The sequence below is a fragment of the Paraburkholderia youngii genome, from assembly GCF_013366925.1.
GTDB classification, from domain to species: Bacteria; Pseudomonadota; Gammaproteobacteria; order Burkholderiales; family Burkholderiaceae; genus Paraburkholderia; species Paraburkholderia youngii.
Genome location: NZ_JAALDK010000001.1, coordinates 1,472,118 through 1,489,928 on the forward strand (window position 1 = coordinate 1,472,118; position 17,811 = coordinate 1,489,928).

Consider the following 17,811-nt stretch of genomic DNA (forward strand, 5'->3'; position numbering starts at 1 on the left):
CAATGGGTTAGATTAGTTGCGTCCTACTCGTCGCCAGGTTCGTCACTGCACGCAGCGATTTGGAATGTAACGCCGTGTCAACTCGTACTCTAGGGCCGCCTATTTTCACGCCAATGAAAGTCCAGTGGCTCGAGCCAATTGATCGACCAGATGGATTTGAAAATTGATGTCGCGCGCCGCGGGGTGCGGATCAGCCTTCTGTTGGTGATGCCAGTACCCGTTCGTAGTCTGTGCCTCAACGTCATCGCTAGTGGCAAGCCATTCTTGCGTGAGATGTCCTAACCGCAAATCATCCGGAGCATTGGGGCCGCCCATCCTGGTGGGTACCCAACCGGGATCTACAGAATTGCAGAAGACGTCAGGCCACAGTCGCGCGACACCGGCAGCAAGCGCGGTGACGAAAAGCTTACTGTCCGAGTATGAGCCCGTAACACGCTGCCCGGTCCAATCCATCCCGGCGAGCGACGGCCGTCCGTTGCGGTGCATGCTGCTGCTTAGAAAAATCAAGCGTTGCGGTCGAACAGTCAGAGCTGTGATTATGTAGGGCGCGACGACATTGACAGGAAGTACCGTGGGACCGGAGTACACGCCCGCGTTGAGGATGATGGCATCCATTGGTCCGAGTTCATTCACCTGCTCGGCAATGTCGCGTGTCTGATCAAAGTCAGCAAGATCTCCGACAACTGCCTCCGCGCCTCGATCGATAAGATTCTGTACGGCGACGAGCCTCTGTGGGGCGCGCACATGAACGACCACCTGGTGCCCTTCCGCAAGGAGAGTCTGCGCCGTGGCCTGACCGAGGCCGTCGGCAGAGCCAGTAATAAATATGCGTGCCATGAATGTCATCAGCCTTTCGATGTCTGCGATCCCAAACAGGTGTCGCGCATAAACGCTAGGTGGACCAGGTCAATGCCCGACCTGCTTCCAGTTCGCGCGCAACAACTCACCCGAGTTTAGCGTGCGCGACCGATACATCCGAAGGTAGCGATACGCCGTTCCTTACGGCCAAGATTTCGGTCATGACACGCACGGAGATTTCGGCCGGCGTGTTACTGCCAACGTAGGCGAAGTCGTGAGATCGTCTCAATGGTCTCCCCGAATGCGTCATCAGGTGATCGCCGCCGCCGTGGGCATCACGACGCGAACCGATGGCTCCAAAGTAGAACGCTTGGCTGCACCACACTCAACGCATTTGCAGGACGATGACATTGCTGCTCGCCGGATTCGTCCGTTCGCGAAGCTTTTTGACCTCCTCCGGTTTCACCGCGCCGCCTCTATTACCCCATGAAGTCCTGATGAAACTGAGAACGTCCGCGATTTCCTCATCGGAAAGCTGATTACGGAACGGCGGCATTCGATAGGAATCGGGAACACCATTTGCGACAACTCGCGCCGAGCCGTTCAAGGTCACGTTGATGCTGGAGGCGTTCTCGCTTGTCATCGACGATGCGTTCCCTGCAAGCGGCGGTATCCACTGTCCCTGACCGCGTCCGTTCTGTCCGTGACAGAAGCTGCATTTCGCCAGGAACGTCTGGGCACCGGGAATCTTCAATCGTTCGTCGGCGGCCAGAGTCCTATCGGACGCGGCATCGTATGTCCACGGCGCCCCGTCCCGATTCGCATCGCCAGGTAGCGATTTCAGGTAATGCGCGATCGCCTGCAGGTCCTGATCTGTCATGAACTGCGTCGAGTTGTTGAACGCGTCGGTCATCGATCCGAAGACGACGGCGTGCGGGTTGCGCCCAGCTTTCAAAAACTGATAGATGTCGGCCTCGCTCCATCGACCAAGGCCGGTATTGTGGTCCGCCCGGAGGCTTGGGGCATACCATCCATCCAGCACCGAGCCAGAGAGAAAGAGCGGACTGACTTCATCGAGCGCCTTTTCGTTGAACGCCCACCCGCGCGGCGTATGGCAACTGCCGCAATGGCCAGGACCCTGAACGAGATACGCGCCTCGGTTCCACTGCATATCTGCGCTTCCCGACGTCTTAGCCTGATACGGGGCCGACGCCGTGAACACCGCGTTCCACAGCGCTAGCGGCCAACGCATATTCAACGGCCAACGTATATCAGACGATCTGTTTGCCGCGTGAACCGGCTCGACGCCGTGCATGAAGTAGGCATAGAGCGCTCGCAGATCGTCGTCGCTGAGCTTTGCATAGGACGGATACGGCATGGCCGGGTAGAGTCGATGTCCATCGCTTGCGACACCATGACGGACTGCCCGATCGAAATCGGCAAGGGTGTACCTGCCTATTCCAGTTTGCGGGTCGGGCGTGACGTTGGTGGCAAAGATCGAGCCCATCGGCGTCGCCATCTCAAGGCCGCCGGCGAAAGGCGCGCTTTCCGGGGTGCTATGGCACGCCACGCAATCGCTTAGACGGGCGACATATTCACCACGTTGGATCAATTCCACCGATGGCGGATTTGTGTCCGCAATCCCGTCGAAAGACGACGACGGCTTGCGCGTGACGAACCACGTCACGCCAACCGCGACGCAAACCACCGCCAACACAGCGAAGATTCTTTTGGACCGACTTTTCGTCATCTGTTGTTATCGTCCCTGCGACCTTACTTACGCCTTGAAGTTGTATTGCGACAGCGGCATGCTGCGCACACGCTGACCGGTCAGTCTCGACACGGCATTCGCGACCGCAGGCGGAACGGCTGGAAGTGGAGGCTCGCCGATGCCCCCCATCTTTGCACCGCTCTCGACGATCCGGACATGCACGCGTGCCATGCGAGCGGGCGGAAGGATCGGGTACATGTCGAAGTTGCGTGCAACCGGCATACCCTTCTTGTAAGCGGCCTCTTCCAGCAGAACCTCAGAGAGCCCCAGTGCGGCAGCACCGCTAACCTGGTGCTCAATGATGGCCGGATTCACGATGCTTCCCGGGTCGATTGCTTCCCATACATCGTGGACCTTGACGTGACCATTCTCGATAGACACCTCCGCGATAGCCGCGGTCTGCGAGCCGAAAGGCGACGCCATTGCGACACCGCGTGCGCGCCGGGTGCCATCCTCGGCGGTGAATGGTCCACGCTTCCATCCTCCCGAGAGTTCGGCGACTGCGCTCAACAGATGCGTCAACCGCTGATTGCCCTGCAAAAGCCGCATCCGCAAATCGTAAGGGTCGTGGCCGCCCTTATCGGCCAACTCATCGAGAAACGTCTCGTAGAGGAAGTCGTTGTGGGAATTACCAACGGAGCGCCAGTAGCCGAGCATCACAGGCGTCTTTACATAGAGCTGCGCAATGCGTCGATTCGGAATCGTATAGGCTTTGCCCGTCAGTCCCTCGAGTGCGGTCGGATCGAGCTTCGTGTCGCGCTTGTTGGCGATCCCCTCGGTGGGTCCCTCGGTGGCGCTCACTGCTTCGAGGGCAACAGGCATCCCGTTCTCATCGAGCCCCGCGCGGAAGCGAACCACCGCCATTGGCCGCAATATGTCACGGAGGAACTCTTCTTCGCGGCTCCAGATCACCTTGACTGGACGCCCGGTCTCCTTTGCAAGCTGGACAGCCTGCGGATACGGACTGGCGGTGTTGTAGATGAAATGTCGTCCAAAGAAGCCGCCGAGCAACGGTGAATGAATCGTAATCTTCGCCGGATCGAGTCCAGTTCTTTTGACCATATCGGCCAGAAACAAGTCCGGCGCCTGGTTGGGCAGCCACACCTCGAGGGTACCGTCTGCATTGAACCGCGCGAGCGATGAAGGCGGCTCCAACTGCGCATGATTGAGGTACTGACTGTGATAGGTCGCGGTGACGGTCGTGTGCGCGTCCTTTAGTGCGCGACTGACGTCGCCGATAGTCTCGGCAGTATCGCCCGATCCAGGTTCGGCGGCCAGTCGGTCGCGAAACGCCTGCGTCGAGAAGTCGGCAGGCATGTAGCGCAGCGTCGATTCCGGTCCAGGCTCGTGCCATTCGACCTGAACGGCCTCGGACGCGCGTTTGGCGTTCCACCAACGTTCCGCGACAACCGCGACTGCGCCGGGCAGACGATGAACGGAATGCACCCCCTTCATTGCCTTGATCTGGCTTTCGTTACGGATGGAACCAACGGTCATGCCAAGTCTGGGCGCGTGCTGGACAGCCGCGTGCAACATGCCATCCACGCGTACGTCGATACTGTAAATCGCCTTACCTGTCGATTTCTCGTGGACATCCAGCCGCCCCATGGGCTTGCCGATCCAACGAAACTCGCTCGGATTCTTTAGTTTCACGCTATCCGGTTGAGGAACCGGCAGGTCCATTGCGCTCGTTGCGAGTTCTCCATAGCTGAGCGATCGGCCCGATGACGCATGGATCACCCGTCCCGGCTGGGTCGTCAGTTCGCCGACCGGTACGCGCAGATGTTGAGCCGCCGCCTGCAGCAGCATTGCGCGGCCAAGCGCACCCAGCCGACGCATCGTCGGATAACTCGACCGGACGGACATGCTGCCCCCGGTAAACCGTGTACCAATGTCCATGACCTGAAACTGCCGTCCAGGAGGAGCGGTATCCACGATGAACGTCGCAGGGTCTACGTCCAATTCTTCGCCGACGATCTGCGCCATGGCCGTGAAAACGCCCTGGCCGCCCTCGATGAATGGGCTTTGCAGCCTGACAGTGCTGTCGGGCCGTATCTCGAGAAAAGCCGGTACGTTCGTACCCGGCGCCGAGTTCGCCGCGGCTTGCGCGCGCGCCCGACCGACCGGCAGACCAAAACCGAGGACCAAGGCGCCAGCCGCCGTCCCCACGGACGCGAGCAAAAAACGCCGTCGTGAAATATTGCGCGGCTGCTCTTCGATCGGGAACTGCTCCGACGGGCTATCCAGCAGGTTCGTCATTAGCTTTGCTCCTCGTCGACCGTCCCTTGTCGAACGCGTGCGCTGACAGCTCCAATGTTAGCCAACGCAATCGTAGTAGTCGCCGCAACCGGTTCGCCTGCCGGATGTGCCGCCAACTGCCCGGGATTGCCAGCCGCCGAACTAGCCGTGTGTGGCGCGCCGCCCGCCACTTCATGGACTGCCGCGCGGATCGCGTTGTAGGTTCCGCATCGACACAGATTGGTCATCGCGGCCGCGATGTCATCGTCACTCGGACGAGGATTCTGCTTATGGAGCGCGGTTGCTGCCATAACCTGACCGGACTGGCAGTAGCCGCACTGTGGAACTTGATGCTTGACCCAGGCTGCGACGACGCGCTTACCGACCTCATCGTTTTCGATGGCTTCGATCGTCGTGATGCTCCGCCCCGCGACACCTTCTACTGGGGTTACGCAGGAACGTACCACTGCGCCATCGATGAGCACGGAACAGGCTCCGCACTGCGCGATTCCGCAGCCGTACTTCGTACCCGTCAGACCTAGTTCATCGCGGATCACCCACAGCAAGGGCGTATCGGCATCCGCCTCTACCTCATAGGTCTTGCCGTTGATCTGAAGCTTCATAGCTCTCCAATTGCTCGATTGAAGTCGGCCCCGGCGCAACGAGATCCGACAGACAGGTACCGTCCCGTATTGACATTCCGTCTTCGCTGGACGACACGCTATTTTCCTAGACGCAGCCGGATTTGATTAGTTAAAAAGCCTTAACGGGGACATAAGACGCACTTATCAATCATGGGCTGGCCTCATGTCGAGAGGCGCCGCCTATCGTGACGCCTCGCGGACGAAAAGGACGCGTGATCGCCTAGCGCAGGCGCCCGTCCGAAAACAAATCAAAGATTGGGCGCGAGCGCGATGAGTGCTCGGGAGAGAGCCATTAATCCCGCTAACTCGGGCAAAAACGTCTTTTCGATTCAGGGTAGTCGCACAATCGGAAATGGCCAGCTTCGCCATTACCGCGGATGCGCCGGAGATGGCGATGCCTCGCATCGTCATTCAGGTTGTGGCGTGCACAGTCGCAGCCATCTGCGTCGGCAGGCTAACGGGGATGATTTCCGAGGCGATCAGCACGAACCCACACATGCTCGTTGCAAAGACGCACCCACTACGAAGAGGAGATTGTTTCGCGCGCAGTTTGCGCGACCGTGCGACTAACAGGAGAAGCCTCGAATAGTTCCTTGATTATCTAATCAATGTCTAAAAGGCCACATAAGATAGACTAATTAATACCCCAAATACGAGACTGCATGATGGCTAGACGCAACCTCAACGATCTATTGGCTTTCGTCACGGTGGCGCGCGAAGGCAGCTTTACCCGCGCCGCCGCAGCGTTAGGCGTGACCCAATCGGCACTAAGCCAGACCATTCGCGGTCTGGAGGAGCGCCTACAAATCCGGCTGCTCACGCGCACCACACGAAGCGTCTCGCCGACCACGGCAGGCGAGCGCCTCTTGGCTGCAATCGGTAATCGCTTCGAGGAGATCGAAGCGGAACTCGAGGCCTTGACTGAATTGCGCGCCAAGCCCGGGGGAACCGTGCGCATCACGTGTGGTGACAACGTGCTCCACAGCATCTTGCTGCCCAAACTCACGCCGCTACTGCGCGAATATCCGGACCTCAAGATCGAGTTCGACGTGAATTACGGCTTTCGCGATATCGTAGCTGACAGGTTCGATGCTGGGGTTCGTCTCGGCAACACGATCGACAAAGACATGATCGCCGTACCTATCGGCCCGCCACTGCGACTGGCGGTGGTCGCGTCGCCGGCCTATTTTGCTGTGCACCCGATCCCAAAGACTCCAGATGAATTGACGACGCACGACTGCATCAATCAACGCATGATTACGTCCGGCGGATTGTACGTGTGGGATTTCGAGCGCCGAGGACGCCGTCTGAACGTACGCGTCGATGGTCAGTTGATCTTCAACACCGCTCAGCCTCAGGTGGACGCGGCGCTAGCGGGACTAGGCATCGCCCTGCTGCCCGACGACGAACTGATGGATCATATCGAGGCCGGCCGACTCGTACGCGTGCTGGAGGATTGGTGCCCAAAATTCGATGGCTACCACCTGTATTACCCCAGCAGGCGTCAGCCATCGCCAGCGTTTTCGCTGGTGGTGCAAGCGCTGCGCCAAACCGCCTCAAGCCCGACAAGGCGGTGAATTAGAAGCCAACATGATGGCGCGACTCGTTAGCCCTCTCTCCATGCACCCAAGGCGAAGGTCGAGCCACATCGCCTACAAGCACGCCCCTTGGAGCACAAAAACTCCATCGGGGTATGTTTGTTTCGGCCGGCCGCGATACGCGGCCGGTCAGACCGACCCCTGACTATGGGCGCAGCAATACCTTGATCGCACGCCGCTCGTCCATTGCACGATAGCCTTCTGCCACCTCCGCGAGCGGCAATTCGAGGTCGAACACCTTGCCTGGATTAATCTTTCGCGCAAGCACCAGGTCGATCAGTTCAGGCAGGAAGCGACGCACTGGCGCGGGGCCGCCGAGAAGCCGCCGTTGGCCAAAGAAGAGCCGCTCCCCCTCCAAAGCGACGCCATGCGGCACGCCGACGTAACCAATCGACCCGCCCGGACGCGCGCTATTGATTGCCTGAAGCATCGACTCTTGCGTCCCCACACACTCCAGCACGGAGTCTGCGCCCACGCCTTGTGTCAGTTCCTGGATGCGCGCCACGCCTTCGTCGCCGCGCTCGGTAACGATGTCGGTGGCGCCGTATTCGAGCGCGAGCGCCTGGCGGCTTTTGTGGCGACTCATCGCGATGATGCGCGCTGCGCCCATCTGCTTCGCCGCGAGCACTCCCATGAGCCCCACCGCGCCGTCGCCGACCACGGCAACGGTTGAGCCGGGCTTTACATCCGCCGCATCCGCCGCGTACCACCCAGTTCCCAGTACGTCGGACACGGCAAGCAGGCTTGGAATCAGATCATCGGCGGGAAGATCGGATGTCGCTACCAGTGTGCCGTCGGCAAGCGGCACCCGCGCACGTGGTGCTTGCGCCCCGCTCATGAACTCACGCTGTCGGCAAGACGACTGGAAGCCAAAGCGGCAATGTGGGCAAGTGTTGTCTGACAGACAGAACGAGCCAATTACAAATTGTCCTGGACGGACCGAGGTAACTTCGCTACCGACCTCTTCAACGATGCCGCAGTACTCGTGCCCCATCGCCATCGGTTCGGTGATCTCGTTTAGTCCGCGATAAGGCCACAGGTCCGATCCGCAGATACAGCTAGCCGACAGCCGGATGATGGCATCAGTCGGCTTCAGGATGGTCGGAGTCGGACGCTCCTCGAAACGTACATCTCCCGGTCCATACAGAACGGTTCCTAGCATTTCTCAGATTCCTCACGTCATTTACCAATACTCATTCTAGGGTGCGGTACGCTCGATCATTCATTACTTGAGCAGCAAGGCCCTATAAACGTGTCTCATCAATTGACCCGCAAGAGCTCTGACAAATGCACACTCGGCATCAGCAAATGAGTCCCACGGGGTCACGGAACGCCGATTCTTCGACACGCAGCGAAGATGGCCGACGCCTCGCGATCGATGGCTTGAACGACGCAGCGCGCGGGTAGCTGCGCCTTACCGGTAGATCATTGCGCGACTGCTCAGTGTGCGGCAAAGGCCACACGGTCCACCTCGAGGGTGCGCTGGCTGATGACACGCCTGGCCATCCTGCCGCGGGCGCCACCTGATCAGAGCCATGTGCACTGACCGGTGCGTAGTGCTGTACCGCTTTCCAATGGCCTTTCAATGGGTGATAAAGCCATTGAGTTGTCTCGGCGTAACGTGGACATACGCGGTGGTCTGACCGGTCCTCTTGTGATTGTGAAGTCCAACTTATTGATTGCTCATAATTCATTGCTTGTTGATCAAGCGATGTGCGGCGAGACTGATGCCACATTCAAAACAATTCCCTCTGCCGGAGACGCTGTATGACCGGAGCAGTGGTTTCGGTCGACGTTGCCCAGACTGCATGGATTCCGTACGTATGGGGGCTTAGTTCGGACAAGCCAGCAGGAAAGGCATAACGCGCGCGCCGGTACTTGGGTGTAACGAAGTGCGTTTGCGCGCGCCTTGATCTGGATCGACTCACTTACATTAGCGACAGGCGAAATGAAGACGTACCAGCATTGGATTAATGGAGCGTGGGTGAGTCCCGCGCGCGCTGAATGGCTCGATTCAGTGGATCCGTACGACGGGAAGGTGTGGGCCCGGATTCCGCGGGGCAGCAGCCAAGATGCCGACCGCGCCGTGGCGGCTGCGTACGATGCGATGCACCACGGACCGTGGAGTCGCATGACTGCGACGGAGCGCGGAAAAATTCTTCGCCGGATCGGCGACCTGCTCGCGGATGCCAAAAACGCGCAGCGTTTGGCTGAAATCGAATCCAAGGATAATGGCAAGATTCTCGCGGAGATGCAAGGGCAACTGAAGTACCTTCCTGAACACTGGTACTACTTTGCTGGCATGGCCGACAAGATTGAAGGCAGTGTGGTCCCTGTCGACAAGCCCGATATGCTCGCGATCACCTGTCGTGAGCCCGTTGGAGTAGTGGCAGCACTTACCGCGTGGAATTCCCCTTTGATGTTTTCCACCATCAAGTGTGCGCCGGCACTCGCGGCGGGCTGTTCTGTCGTACTGAAGCCGTCCGAGTACGCATCGGCAAATTCCCTTGAGTTCGCAGCGTTGACAAAGGAAGCGGGTCTGCCAGACGGGGTGATCAACGTTGTCACAGGGCTTGGACAGGAACTAGGTACGCCGCTGGTCGAGCATCCGGACGTGGCAAAGATCACGTTCACCGGCTCCGACGTGACCGGCGCCAAGGTATATGAAACCGCGGCACGCACGATGAAGCGGGTGTCGATGGAACTAGGAGGTAAATCACCGAACATTGTGTTCGACGACGCGGATCTCGAAAGCGCCTGCATCGGGGCGGTCGCCGGCATCTTCGGGGCGTCCGGGCAGATGTGTACTGCAGGTTCGAGGCTGCTGGTGCAGAACTCTATCCGACATGCCTTCACCGAACGTTTGCTCGGTATTGCACGCAAACTGAAGCTGGGTGATCCGATGCGCGCGGACACGGACATCGGCCCGATTGCTACCCCACCTCAATTCGAGAAGGTTCTGCATTACATCGATCTCGCCAAAGCTGAGGGCGCCCAATGTATTCTCGGGGGAGAGGCTGCGAAGGGGGCGGGATTGGGCGCGGGACAATTCGTGAAACCCACGATATTTACTGATGTTTCGAGCAGCATGCGCATTGCCCAGGAAGAGGTATTTGGCCCCGTACTATTGATCATCGGCTTCGACACTGAGGACGACGCGATAAAAATTGGCAATGACGTCATCTACGGGCTGGCGGCCGGAGTGTGGACGCGAGACGTGGGGCGCGCAATTCGGATGTCGAAGGCGCTAAGGGCCGGGATGGTCTGGGTCAACACGTACCGAGCCTACAGCTTCACGACGCCAATTGGCGGAATGAAACAATCGGGCCTTGGGCGCGAGAGCGGAATGGAGGCGATCAACGATTACCTCGAAACGAAAAGCATCATGATTTCAACTGCGTCGAGCACGCCGGAAAATCCTTTCGTTCAACGATGATCCGACATTTGATCGTGGACTAGTTTCGAATCTTTCGATCTGCGTGCCTCACTGACAACAACCAGGGAACGCGATAGCACAGTGCAATCAGGACATAAGCCCGAACAGGCATCGGCCTTGACGCTTTAAACATGTCAAGCCGTCCCGACCTATGGCGGCGGCCGTGGATCCTTTTTGGGACATGAGCAGGATGTTCGTTCCAATCCTGTCTTGAACGCTTGCATCGAGAGATGCCCAGACCAGTCCGCCGAACCATTTCTCCACCACCAGTCGCAGCCGCATCGGCGACAAACCACTAAGCGACCCAATTCCCTGCCGCTGGTAGGAAAACGCCAGTGTCGGACGCACGCCGCCCCGACCTCTGAACATAGTTGCACGCACGGATTAGAGACAAAGTGAATTACGTGGATCGAGATTCAAACATGTGGGACGACATTGTCGTCGGTGCGGGAAGCGCGGGCTGCGTCGTGGCTGCTCGCCTCAGCGAGAACCCCTCGCGGCGCGTTCTCGTCCTTGAGGCCGGCCCCCCGGATGTATGGCTCATGAAACCGTTCGGCCTCAGCTATTATCTTGACTTCTCACGCTTCGAGTGGGGCTATTGGTCCCAGTCCGACTCCACTCGCAATATGCGAACCGACCATTGGCGGCGCGGACGCGTTGTGGGCGGCAGCGGTAGTATCAATGGCATGAACTATGTGCGCGGCGCCCGTGCCGACTACGACCGTTGGGCTGCCATGGGCAACGTCGGCTGGTCGGCCGATGACGTCATGCCTCTGTTCCGGGACATGGAGCGTTGCGAGCCCGGCTACCATTCGCCGCCTGACTACTCAATCCGTGGCGATTCTGGTCCGCTGCCCATCCGGGAGGTGCGGCACTGCCATCCGCTCACGGAGGCGTTTCTCGATGCTGCACAAGCGGCCGGCATTCCGCGCACACACGATTTCAACGGTGCGCAGCAAGAAGGGGTTGGCTACGGACAATTCAACCAGCACCGCGGAATGCGAGTCAGTTCGGCCGATGCATGGCTCAAACCGGCGTTGCAGCGCAAGAACCTGAAGCTGGTCACGGATGCGCTCGTACACAAACTACTGGTAAAGGAAGGTAGGGTTACGGGCGTCACCTACGAGCGCGATGGCGTCGTGCACGAGGCCCGGGCTGGCCGCGTCATCTTGTGCGGCGGAGCGATCAATACGCCACAGCTTCTGATGCTATCGGGCATCGGCGATGGAGCGGAACTGCAAGCGCTTGGCGTCAATGTTGTTCTGCATCAGCCTGGCGTTGGACGCAACTTGATGGAGCACCCCCTCATTAGGCCGAGTTGGCGCGTGAAGCGGCCGAGCTACAGCCCAACAAGCAACTGGTTGCGAATGGCAGGCTTTGGAGCCAAGTTCTTGTTGACGGGGCAAGGACCGCTTGCCACGATTACAGAGGCCATGGGATTCCTGAGGACTTCAAGCACGGAACCCATACCGGATGTACATATGCTCTTCTCGGTCGCAGGCGCGGTCAACGACGACGAGCTCAAGTTCTACAAGAGCTTGAAGGTGCTGCCCTATCCTTCGTTCTCAATGGTGCTCGACAAGAGCTATCCCTTGAGCCGGGGCACCATCCGCCTCGCCAGCGCGGACCCTAAGACAGCGCCGTTAATCGAACCCAACCTTCTGGGAAATTCCGGAGATGTGGAAACGTTGGTGAAAGCGATAGGACTTCTGCGTCGTATCGTCTCCAAGTCGCCGTTGGCCGATATGGTGATGGAGGAGGTCGAACCAGGCCCACACGCTACCTCCGAAGCCGCGCTGGTCGAGTACGTGAAGGCCCGCGCCGGGCTGGCGTACCACGCGTCGGGCACCTGCCGCATGGGAGTCGACGACATGGCAGTAGTGACGCCCGACCTCAAGGTAAGAGGACTGGAGAACCTCTGGATCGCCGATGCGTCGGTGATGCCTGACCTGATCAGCGGAAACATCAACGCGGCGTGCATGATGATCGGCGAGAAGCTGGGGCGGCAACTCAAAAACTGATAGGTGCGAAAACCAAGCTGGCTGCACTCAGCCTGCCAACTGCCCTGAGGAACCTGGGCTTGAGCACGTAAATCGATGGGGCAATGGGAGTTCGGGGGACGGAGACCGCGCCAAAGCGGCGCACTATGGCGCGATATTGTCAGCGTGACTGTTGACCGCGAGCGTCGGATACCATCGCTCGATGCGTGTTCTCAATTGGTAATTCAGGACCACCGTCCTCACCCGCAGAAGAGATGCGCGAGTGCGGGCCGCCACGCCATCTGCTGCCGCTTCACAAAGCGCTTGCTGACCACCTGGTTGACCGCCGATTCGACGAAGCTCGAGGTAATCGGCCCCCATGACGGTAGCGGTCTCCGATCGCTGTCTGCCAAAGCTACAGCAGCCCCCTCCTCCCACAACCATCGCACACACGCTAGACCGATACCACACGCAGCACCTGTGGTGGCAACCACCTTTCCTTCGAATCGCTTCATGGTAATTTCTCTTATCGTACCGAACGCATATAGAAAATATCTGTTCCGTTGAAATCTCTCAAGTGCGACGCGAAGGCACCACCCGTGTACGAACGGGGCATGCTAAGAAAACGTACTGAGGAAGGCGCTCGTATTGTCAAGTGATTCAAGATTGAGCACCAGGTCGATTGCTCTTTCAGTTCTCTCTCGGGACAGAGGGTTGGCCGCAACCGACGCACAGTCGCGGAACTTCGCGGCGATCTGCTCCCACGACATTGGCGCTTCGGGGCTGCCCGGCACGTTGTCACCAATCCGAGCGAAGCGCCGGCCGTCGCGCGTCAAAATCTCCATGCGCCCATCGGGGATCTTCACCTTCCAGTCAAGACTGCTGTCTTCCAGGGGGACAACCTTCTGGGCGATTGCAAGCACCTGCGGGTCATGAAGGGCTGCGGCGCTGAAATCGGATATTCGAATCTGGCCACGCGTCGCCGCCAAGGCCACACAGAATGGGAGACTGAATTTCGCATCGACGAGTGTCCCCGGCGTGCGGCGAAGATCCAACGGATAGCACATGCGTTGGTGAAAATCCCCGACGAACACCTTGATCTGCTGGATGTCGCACGCTTTCAGACCATGTTCTCTCATCAATTCGATTGTCGCGTGGATGTATGTATGCACATTCCCAACAGCCGGCCACGCCTTGTAAAGCATTGACGCGCCCAGGTAGTCTCTGCCCAACCCCTCGACCATCTTGTCGCGTTCGTATTTCCCTCCGAAGTAGACATTGAAAATGCCTGCCTTCGCCTCGAAGAGATTCGCGACACCGGTTATACCCTTCTCAGCCAGGAGCACCGCCAATACCGCGCCTTGCGCTGTAAACCCGGCATACATACCGCGCAGGTCGCTTCCAATGCCAAAAATAACCTCCATGGTCCCGCTAGACTGCATGCTGGCAATCCCGAGCGCGTGCGAGATCTGCTCTCGAGACAACCTCTGAATATAAGCAGCCGCAGCGGTTGCAGAGAACGCGCCAACGACCGACGAAAGGTTCCAGTCCTGACGCCACTCCACATTGCAGCGCAAGCGGACGAACAGATCCTGACCAATCGCTACACTGGTGATCAGGTCACGACCGGATATCGCCCCTTTACGTTCTGCGAGCGCGAGTGCCGCCGGAACCACGGAGCTGTCCGGGTGCGCCCCCCAGGGTGTCTGATCATCAAAATCAAGACAGTGCGCCATCACGCCGTTTGCGAAAGCTGCCGACTGCGCTGGGACCTTTCCTCCGAACCCGAACACAGACGACTCCTCACGCCCTCCCGCATCTAAAACGACATCGGCGACCCCTCGCACAGCCGGCTCCATACCGCTGCCGGCGAGAGTTACACCCGCAATGTCAAGGATGGACTTTTTTGCCGCATCGACGGCTGCTTTGGAAAGATCTTCGAAGCGGGTCTTCCCAACGTGGTTCGCGAATACGTGGCAAAGGTCAGGACTGTATAGCATAATGGATTGGGATATAGGTTGATAAGGCACCAGGATAATCGCCCATTCGTCCTTCCGGAACACTTGTAGAAGAGTTTTATGGGAGATGTACCGATGAACAAGCGATGAATCGTGATGTTTCGTTAAGAGTCGTTTCATAATCTAAATACGTCTCCCGACACCATGGGCCTTCCTAGATTTACCCCGAGACAGCTCGGCGCTTTCGTAGCAGTTGCTGACGTCCGCAGTTTTGCAAAAGCAGGCGAGCGGATGAGCCTGTCCGCATCCGCGGTCAGCCAACTGGTCAGCGAGCTCGAGACATCAATAGGTTTTCGACTTTTTGATCGCACGACCCGAAGCGTGTCCGTTTCGCCGGCCGGGCGCGAATTTTATTCATCTGCCAAAAGCGCACTGGCACATCTTGAACTTGCAGAGGCGGCGGCGGAGGACATTCGGAATCGAGCTGCCGGGATCGTCCGTATTTCGGCACCCTTAATCTTGGCCAGTACCGTCTTGCCGGCGGCGATCAAGGCTTACCGTGAGTGCCAACCAAAGGTTCTTGTCCGAATTCGTGATACCGCAGTAGAGAACCTACTGAGTACGGTCAAGAGCGCTGCTGTCGATTTCGCCATTGGATCAGACCAAGCGGTGACGGAGGACGTCGTCCGCTTCGATATAGTTCAGAGCGCCTGGGTGCTTTGGTTCGCTCCCGATAGCCCGATGGTTGAACATCGTGAAATCTCCTGGGCTGAATTGAGGCAGTACCCTTTGGTTGTGGCAGGGCGCGACTATGAGCGGACAATCTCACTCACGCAAGCTGAATATGTCGAAAGCGAACAAATCACACCAATCGAGATCGTCGACAACATTAGCACTGCCTTCGGCATGGCTGCCGAGGGACTTGCCTTCACGATTGCTCCAGCATACGTTGGCATTCTCGGCCGTCGATTCGGCTTGGTATCGCGGCCGATAGTTAACCCCGAAGTCATGAGGCAGGTTTGCCTCTACCACTCATCGAACCGCGCCCTGTCGCCAGCGGCCGAGGGCTTCCGCGAGCATCTGATTAGATGGTTTGCCAGGAGTGAACTTCTCCGTGGATGAACGTCGATCGCCGCGGTGCGCGCACGGGAGTATAGGCTGCTGCGCATACCCGCAAGCTTAGCTGCGTCCTCAAGCATGCTTTTACTGCCCGCTGTCGTAGATAAGCGCCGCTTATCGATACACAAACAAAAACCAGCAATTCCAGCCGCGTTTTCATGTACGCTCGGACGTTAATCCTACGTTCCAGCTGCGGCTCGGCGTCGTTTTACAGCCAGCGGTGACGCTCACGAAAATGCAGATCTCGTGCGATGTCGCAACGAGCCCAGACTTCAAAATCCATCATGTCAAACCAGTTACATGATTGACTTCCCCATCATCGACTCACACATCCACCTGATCGACCGAGAGCGCTTTGGCTACTCGTGGTCCAGTGGCTCATCATGGGCGACCGGCGCAACCAAACTTAATCGTAGTTGGACTGCCGACGATCTTTCGAGCGATTCTGCCCCCTACCATGTCGAGGGCTTCGTTGTAGTTGAGGCAGACGTGGACATGCCGCAGTATCTCGACGAAGCAGCGTGGATCACTCAGACTGCGGCGCACGACGCCAGAATCCTTGCCTGCGTCGCCTGCCTACCGCTGGAGAAAGGTGTCTCTATCGAGCCAGAAATCGCTCGTATTGCCAGTCTGCCGGCCGTTCGGGGCGTACGACGCCTCATTCAGAATATGCCCGACTCGTCCATAATCTTGCAGCGCTCCTTCGTAGACGCCGTCAATCTGCTGCCCAGGTACGACCTCACCTTCGATCTTTGCATCGATCCGCACCAGTTTGCGCACACCGTAGAGCTGGTAGGGCGTTGTCCGTCGGTGTCTTTTGTGCTCGATCACATGGCTAAACCAGAAGTGAAGGAGAAACGTCTCGACTTTTGGCGTGAGCAACTATACAAGATAGCAGCGTTCCCAAACGTTGTGTGCAAGATATCTGGACTCTTGACGCAGGCTGACCATCAAGAATGGAGAGAAGAACAGGTACTCCCGCTGATTGACGATGTCATCAACTGCTTTGGTGTGGACCGCGTCCTCTTTGGAGGTGATTGGCCGGTACTCGAACTGGCCGCGACTTATCGTCAATGGGTAAGTCTTGTCGACCGATCAACACGTTATATGTCTCGTGAAGACCGACTGAAAATCTTTCGCGGTAATGCGATCAAGACGTATCGCCTCGACCATTGCGCTACGCCATAGAAAGGTGTGCCGTAACCAAACCTCGTATGGACAAATCGAAGCCGATGACGAGGGGCCAACGACAAACCCGCCGTTCGGCCTAGGCCGCTGCGCTCACCAAATTGAGTCTACGTAGGTGTGCGTTCGTAAATAAGCGTCTGGAGTAATGAGGGCACCACCAAGCGCAATGGTCGTGGCAACGATGACTTTTTGATGGGACGTGAGCGGCACCGAAATGTTCGCCGCCCGTACGGCGATCGAGAAATCGACGGGAATCACGCGCATTCCCTCTATCGTAGCCAATGTCAACAGCCAGCTTCGGGTGCTCACCGACAATGCGAGTCGCCCGTCTTCAATGAACTTGCCGACATCAAGCACACTGATGCTCGAAATCGCAATTTCGCTCGCTTCCATTCCACGCTCGACTGCCTCACGAGCTGCTACGCTCAGCTTGCCCTGGTCGCACAGCCACAGCAGCAAGGCGCAAGTATCGAGCACAATCATGGAGCGCTCTCTCAACTCTGAGTTAGGTCGGGTGTGGCTTCCGGATCGAAGTACACGATTCCAGCACGAAGAACGTCTATCGGATCATCGCGACCCGACGTATAACGGCGAATTTCTACGGTTGGCTTGCCACGACTCGTCACAACCACCTTTTCACCCAGAGCCTCGACTTGGCGGAACAGTTCACAAGCTTTAGCCTTAAACGTCGCCTTCGAGATGCGCTTTTCCATCTTATCTCCCCGATGTCACTCACCGCATTGCTGCTACTAGCTGCTTACAAAAACCCCACTTTTATCCGCAACGGTTGGTCGAGGCAAGCGCGCGAGAAGCACCACTCGGTGGATTACAAAGGAAATCTTCCGATTCCCCAACCCGTAACTCCACGTCACAACTCCCAATGGCTACTAGCCGTCTATGCAACAATATCACTGGAATGTTGCACGGCGCGGCAGACCCCGCGCTGCACTTCGTTTGATTCCTTCGAAAACGTGGAGCCGGGCGATCACTTCACGGTGCGTCGGGCAACGCCTAAGAGCCCCCAGCGGCCGTAACCGGTCATCCGCTAGCCAACGGGGGCCACCCAAACACCGTAAATAGCC

13 protein-coding genes and 2 pseudogenes are annotated in these 17,811 nt (G+C 58.2%); 6 read left to right on the forward strand and 9 right to left on the reverse strand.

Features of this window, described 5'->3' with window-relative positions:
- Positions 1–105: 105 nt before the first annotated feature.
- The 4 genes from G5S42_RS06800 to G5S42_RS06815 form a co-directional block, all read right to left on the reverse strand.
- On the reverse strand, positions 106–846 hold the full coding sequence (locus tag G5S42_RS06800; RefSeq protein ID WP_217709848.1) for an SDR family NAD(P)-dependent oxidoreductase: 741 nt from the start codon (positions 844–846) through the stop codon (positions 106–108).
- Positions 847–1,183: 337 nt separating this feature from the next.
- A complete protein-coding gene (locus G5S42_RS06805) occupies positions 1,184–2,548 on the reverse strand; it encodes a c-type cytochrome (RefSeq protein WP_176106099.1) in 1,365 nt (454 codons plus the stop codon).
- 27 nt (positions 2,549–2,575) lie between these two features.
- Positions 2,576–4,828 (reverse strand): xanthine dehydrogenase family protein molybdopterin-binding subunit, encoded by a 2,253-nt coding sequence (locus tag G5S42_RS06810; RefSeq protein ID WP_018434092.1) that lies wholly within the window; start codon positions 4,826–4,828, stop codon positions 2,576–2,578.
- Complete coding sequence (locus G5S42_RS06815; protein WP_176106100.1) at positions 4,828–5,430, reverse strand: (2Fe-2S)-binding protein; 603 nt, start codon at positions 5,428–5,430, stop codon at positions 4,828–4,830. Before G5S42_RS06815 ends, G5S42_RS06810 begins: the two co-directional genes overlap by 1 nt.
- A gap of 686 nt (positions 5,431–6,116) precedes the next feature.
- Between G5S42_RS06815 and G5S42_RS06820 the strand changes: the two genes are divergently transcribed.
- Positions 6,117–7,028, forward strand: coding sequence for a LysR family transcriptional regulator (locus tag G5S42_RS06820; RefSeq protein ID WP_176110392.1), 912 nt, complete (start codon positions 6,117–6,119; stop codon positions 7,026–7,028).
- 166 nt (positions 7,029–7,194) lie between these two features.
- On the opposite strand, the gene G5S42_RS06825 is transcribed toward G5S42_RS06820, so the two are convergent.
- Complete coding sequence (locus tag G5S42_RS06825; protein ID WP_176106101.1) at positions 7,195–8,211, reverse strand: zinc-dependent alcohol dehydrogenase family protein; 1,017 nt, start codon at positions 8,209–8,211, stop codon at positions 7,195–7,197.
- 248 nt (positions 8,212–8,459) lie between these two features.
- On the opposite strand from G5S42_RS06825, the pseudogene G5S42_RS45685 reads away from it, so the two are divergent.
- From G5S42_RS45685 to G5S42_RS06835, 3 genes and pseudogenes are all read left to right on the forward strand, one after another.
- A pseudogene (locus G5S42_RS45685) lies at positions 8,460–8,595 on the forward strand (IS91 family transposase); the annotation flags it as partial.
- A gap of 402 nt (positions 8,596–8,997) precedes the next feature.
- Entirely contained in the window at positions 8,998–10,485 is a 1,488-nt protein-coding gene (locus G5S42_RS06830) for an aldehyde dehydrogenase (RefSeq protein WP_176106102.1), read from the forward strand.
- 422 nt (positions 10,486–10,907) lie between these two features.
- Positions 10,908–12,506: a GMC family oxidoreductase gene (locus tag G5S42_RS06835; protein ID WP_018434086.1), complete on the forward strand. Its 1,599-nt coding sequence runs from the start codon at positions 10,908–10,910 to the stop codon at positions 12,504–12,506.
- Positions 12,507–12,629: 123 nt separating this feature from the next.
- Here G5S42_RS06835 and G5S42_RS44090 read toward each other — a convergent pair.
- A pseudogene (locus tag G5S42_RS44090) lies at positions 12,630–12,861 on the reverse strand (ISKra4-like element ISBte1 family transposase); the annotation flags it as partial.
- A gap of 220 nt (positions 12,862–13,081) precedes the next feature.
- On the reverse strand, positions 13,082–14,602 hold the full coding sequence (locus G5S42_RS06840; RefSeq protein WP_246391833.1) for an MmgE/PrpD family protein: 1,521 nt from the start codon (positions 14,600–14,602) through the stop codon (positions 13,082–13,084).
- Between the two features lie 24 nt (positions 14,603–14,626).
- Here G5S42_RS06840 and G5S42_RS06845 point away from each other — a divergent pair, with 24 nt between their 5' ends.
- Positions 14,627–15,544 carry a LysR family transcriptional regulator gene (locus G5S42_RS06845; RefSeq protein ID WP_176106103.1) on the forward strand — a complete coding sequence of 306 codons (918 nt, stop codon included), beginning with the start codon at positions 14,627–14,629 and terminating at the stop codon, positions 15,542–15,544.
- A gap of 297 nt (positions 15,545–15,841) precedes the next feature.
- Positions 15,842–16,729: an amidohydrolase family protein gene (locus G5S42_RS06850; RefSeq protein ID WP_176106104.1), complete on the forward strand. Its 888-nt coding sequence runs from the start codon at positions 15,842–15,844 to the stop codon at positions 16,727–16,729.
- A gap of 93 nt (positions 16,730–16,822) precedes the next feature.
- Here G5S42_RS06850 and G5S42_RS06855 read toward each other — a convergent pair whose 3' ends face one another.
- Together G5S42_RS06855 and G5S42_RS06860 are read right to left on the reverse strand one after the other, a co-directional pair.
- Complete coding sequence (locus tag G5S42_RS06855) at positions 16,823–17,212, reverse strand: type II toxin-antitoxin system VapC family toxin (RefSeq protein ID WP_176106105.1); 390 nt, start codon at positions 17,210–17,212, stop codon at positions 16,823–16,825.
- A gap of 11 nt (positions 17,213–17,223) precedes the next feature.
- Positions 17,224–17,442: a type II toxin-antitoxin system Phd/YefM family antitoxin gene (locus G5S42_RS06860; protein WP_176106106.1), complete on the reverse strand. Its 219-nt coding sequence runs from the start codon at positions 17,440–17,442 to the stop codon at positions 17,224–17,226.
- Positions 17,443–17,811 lie beyond the last annotated feature (369 nt).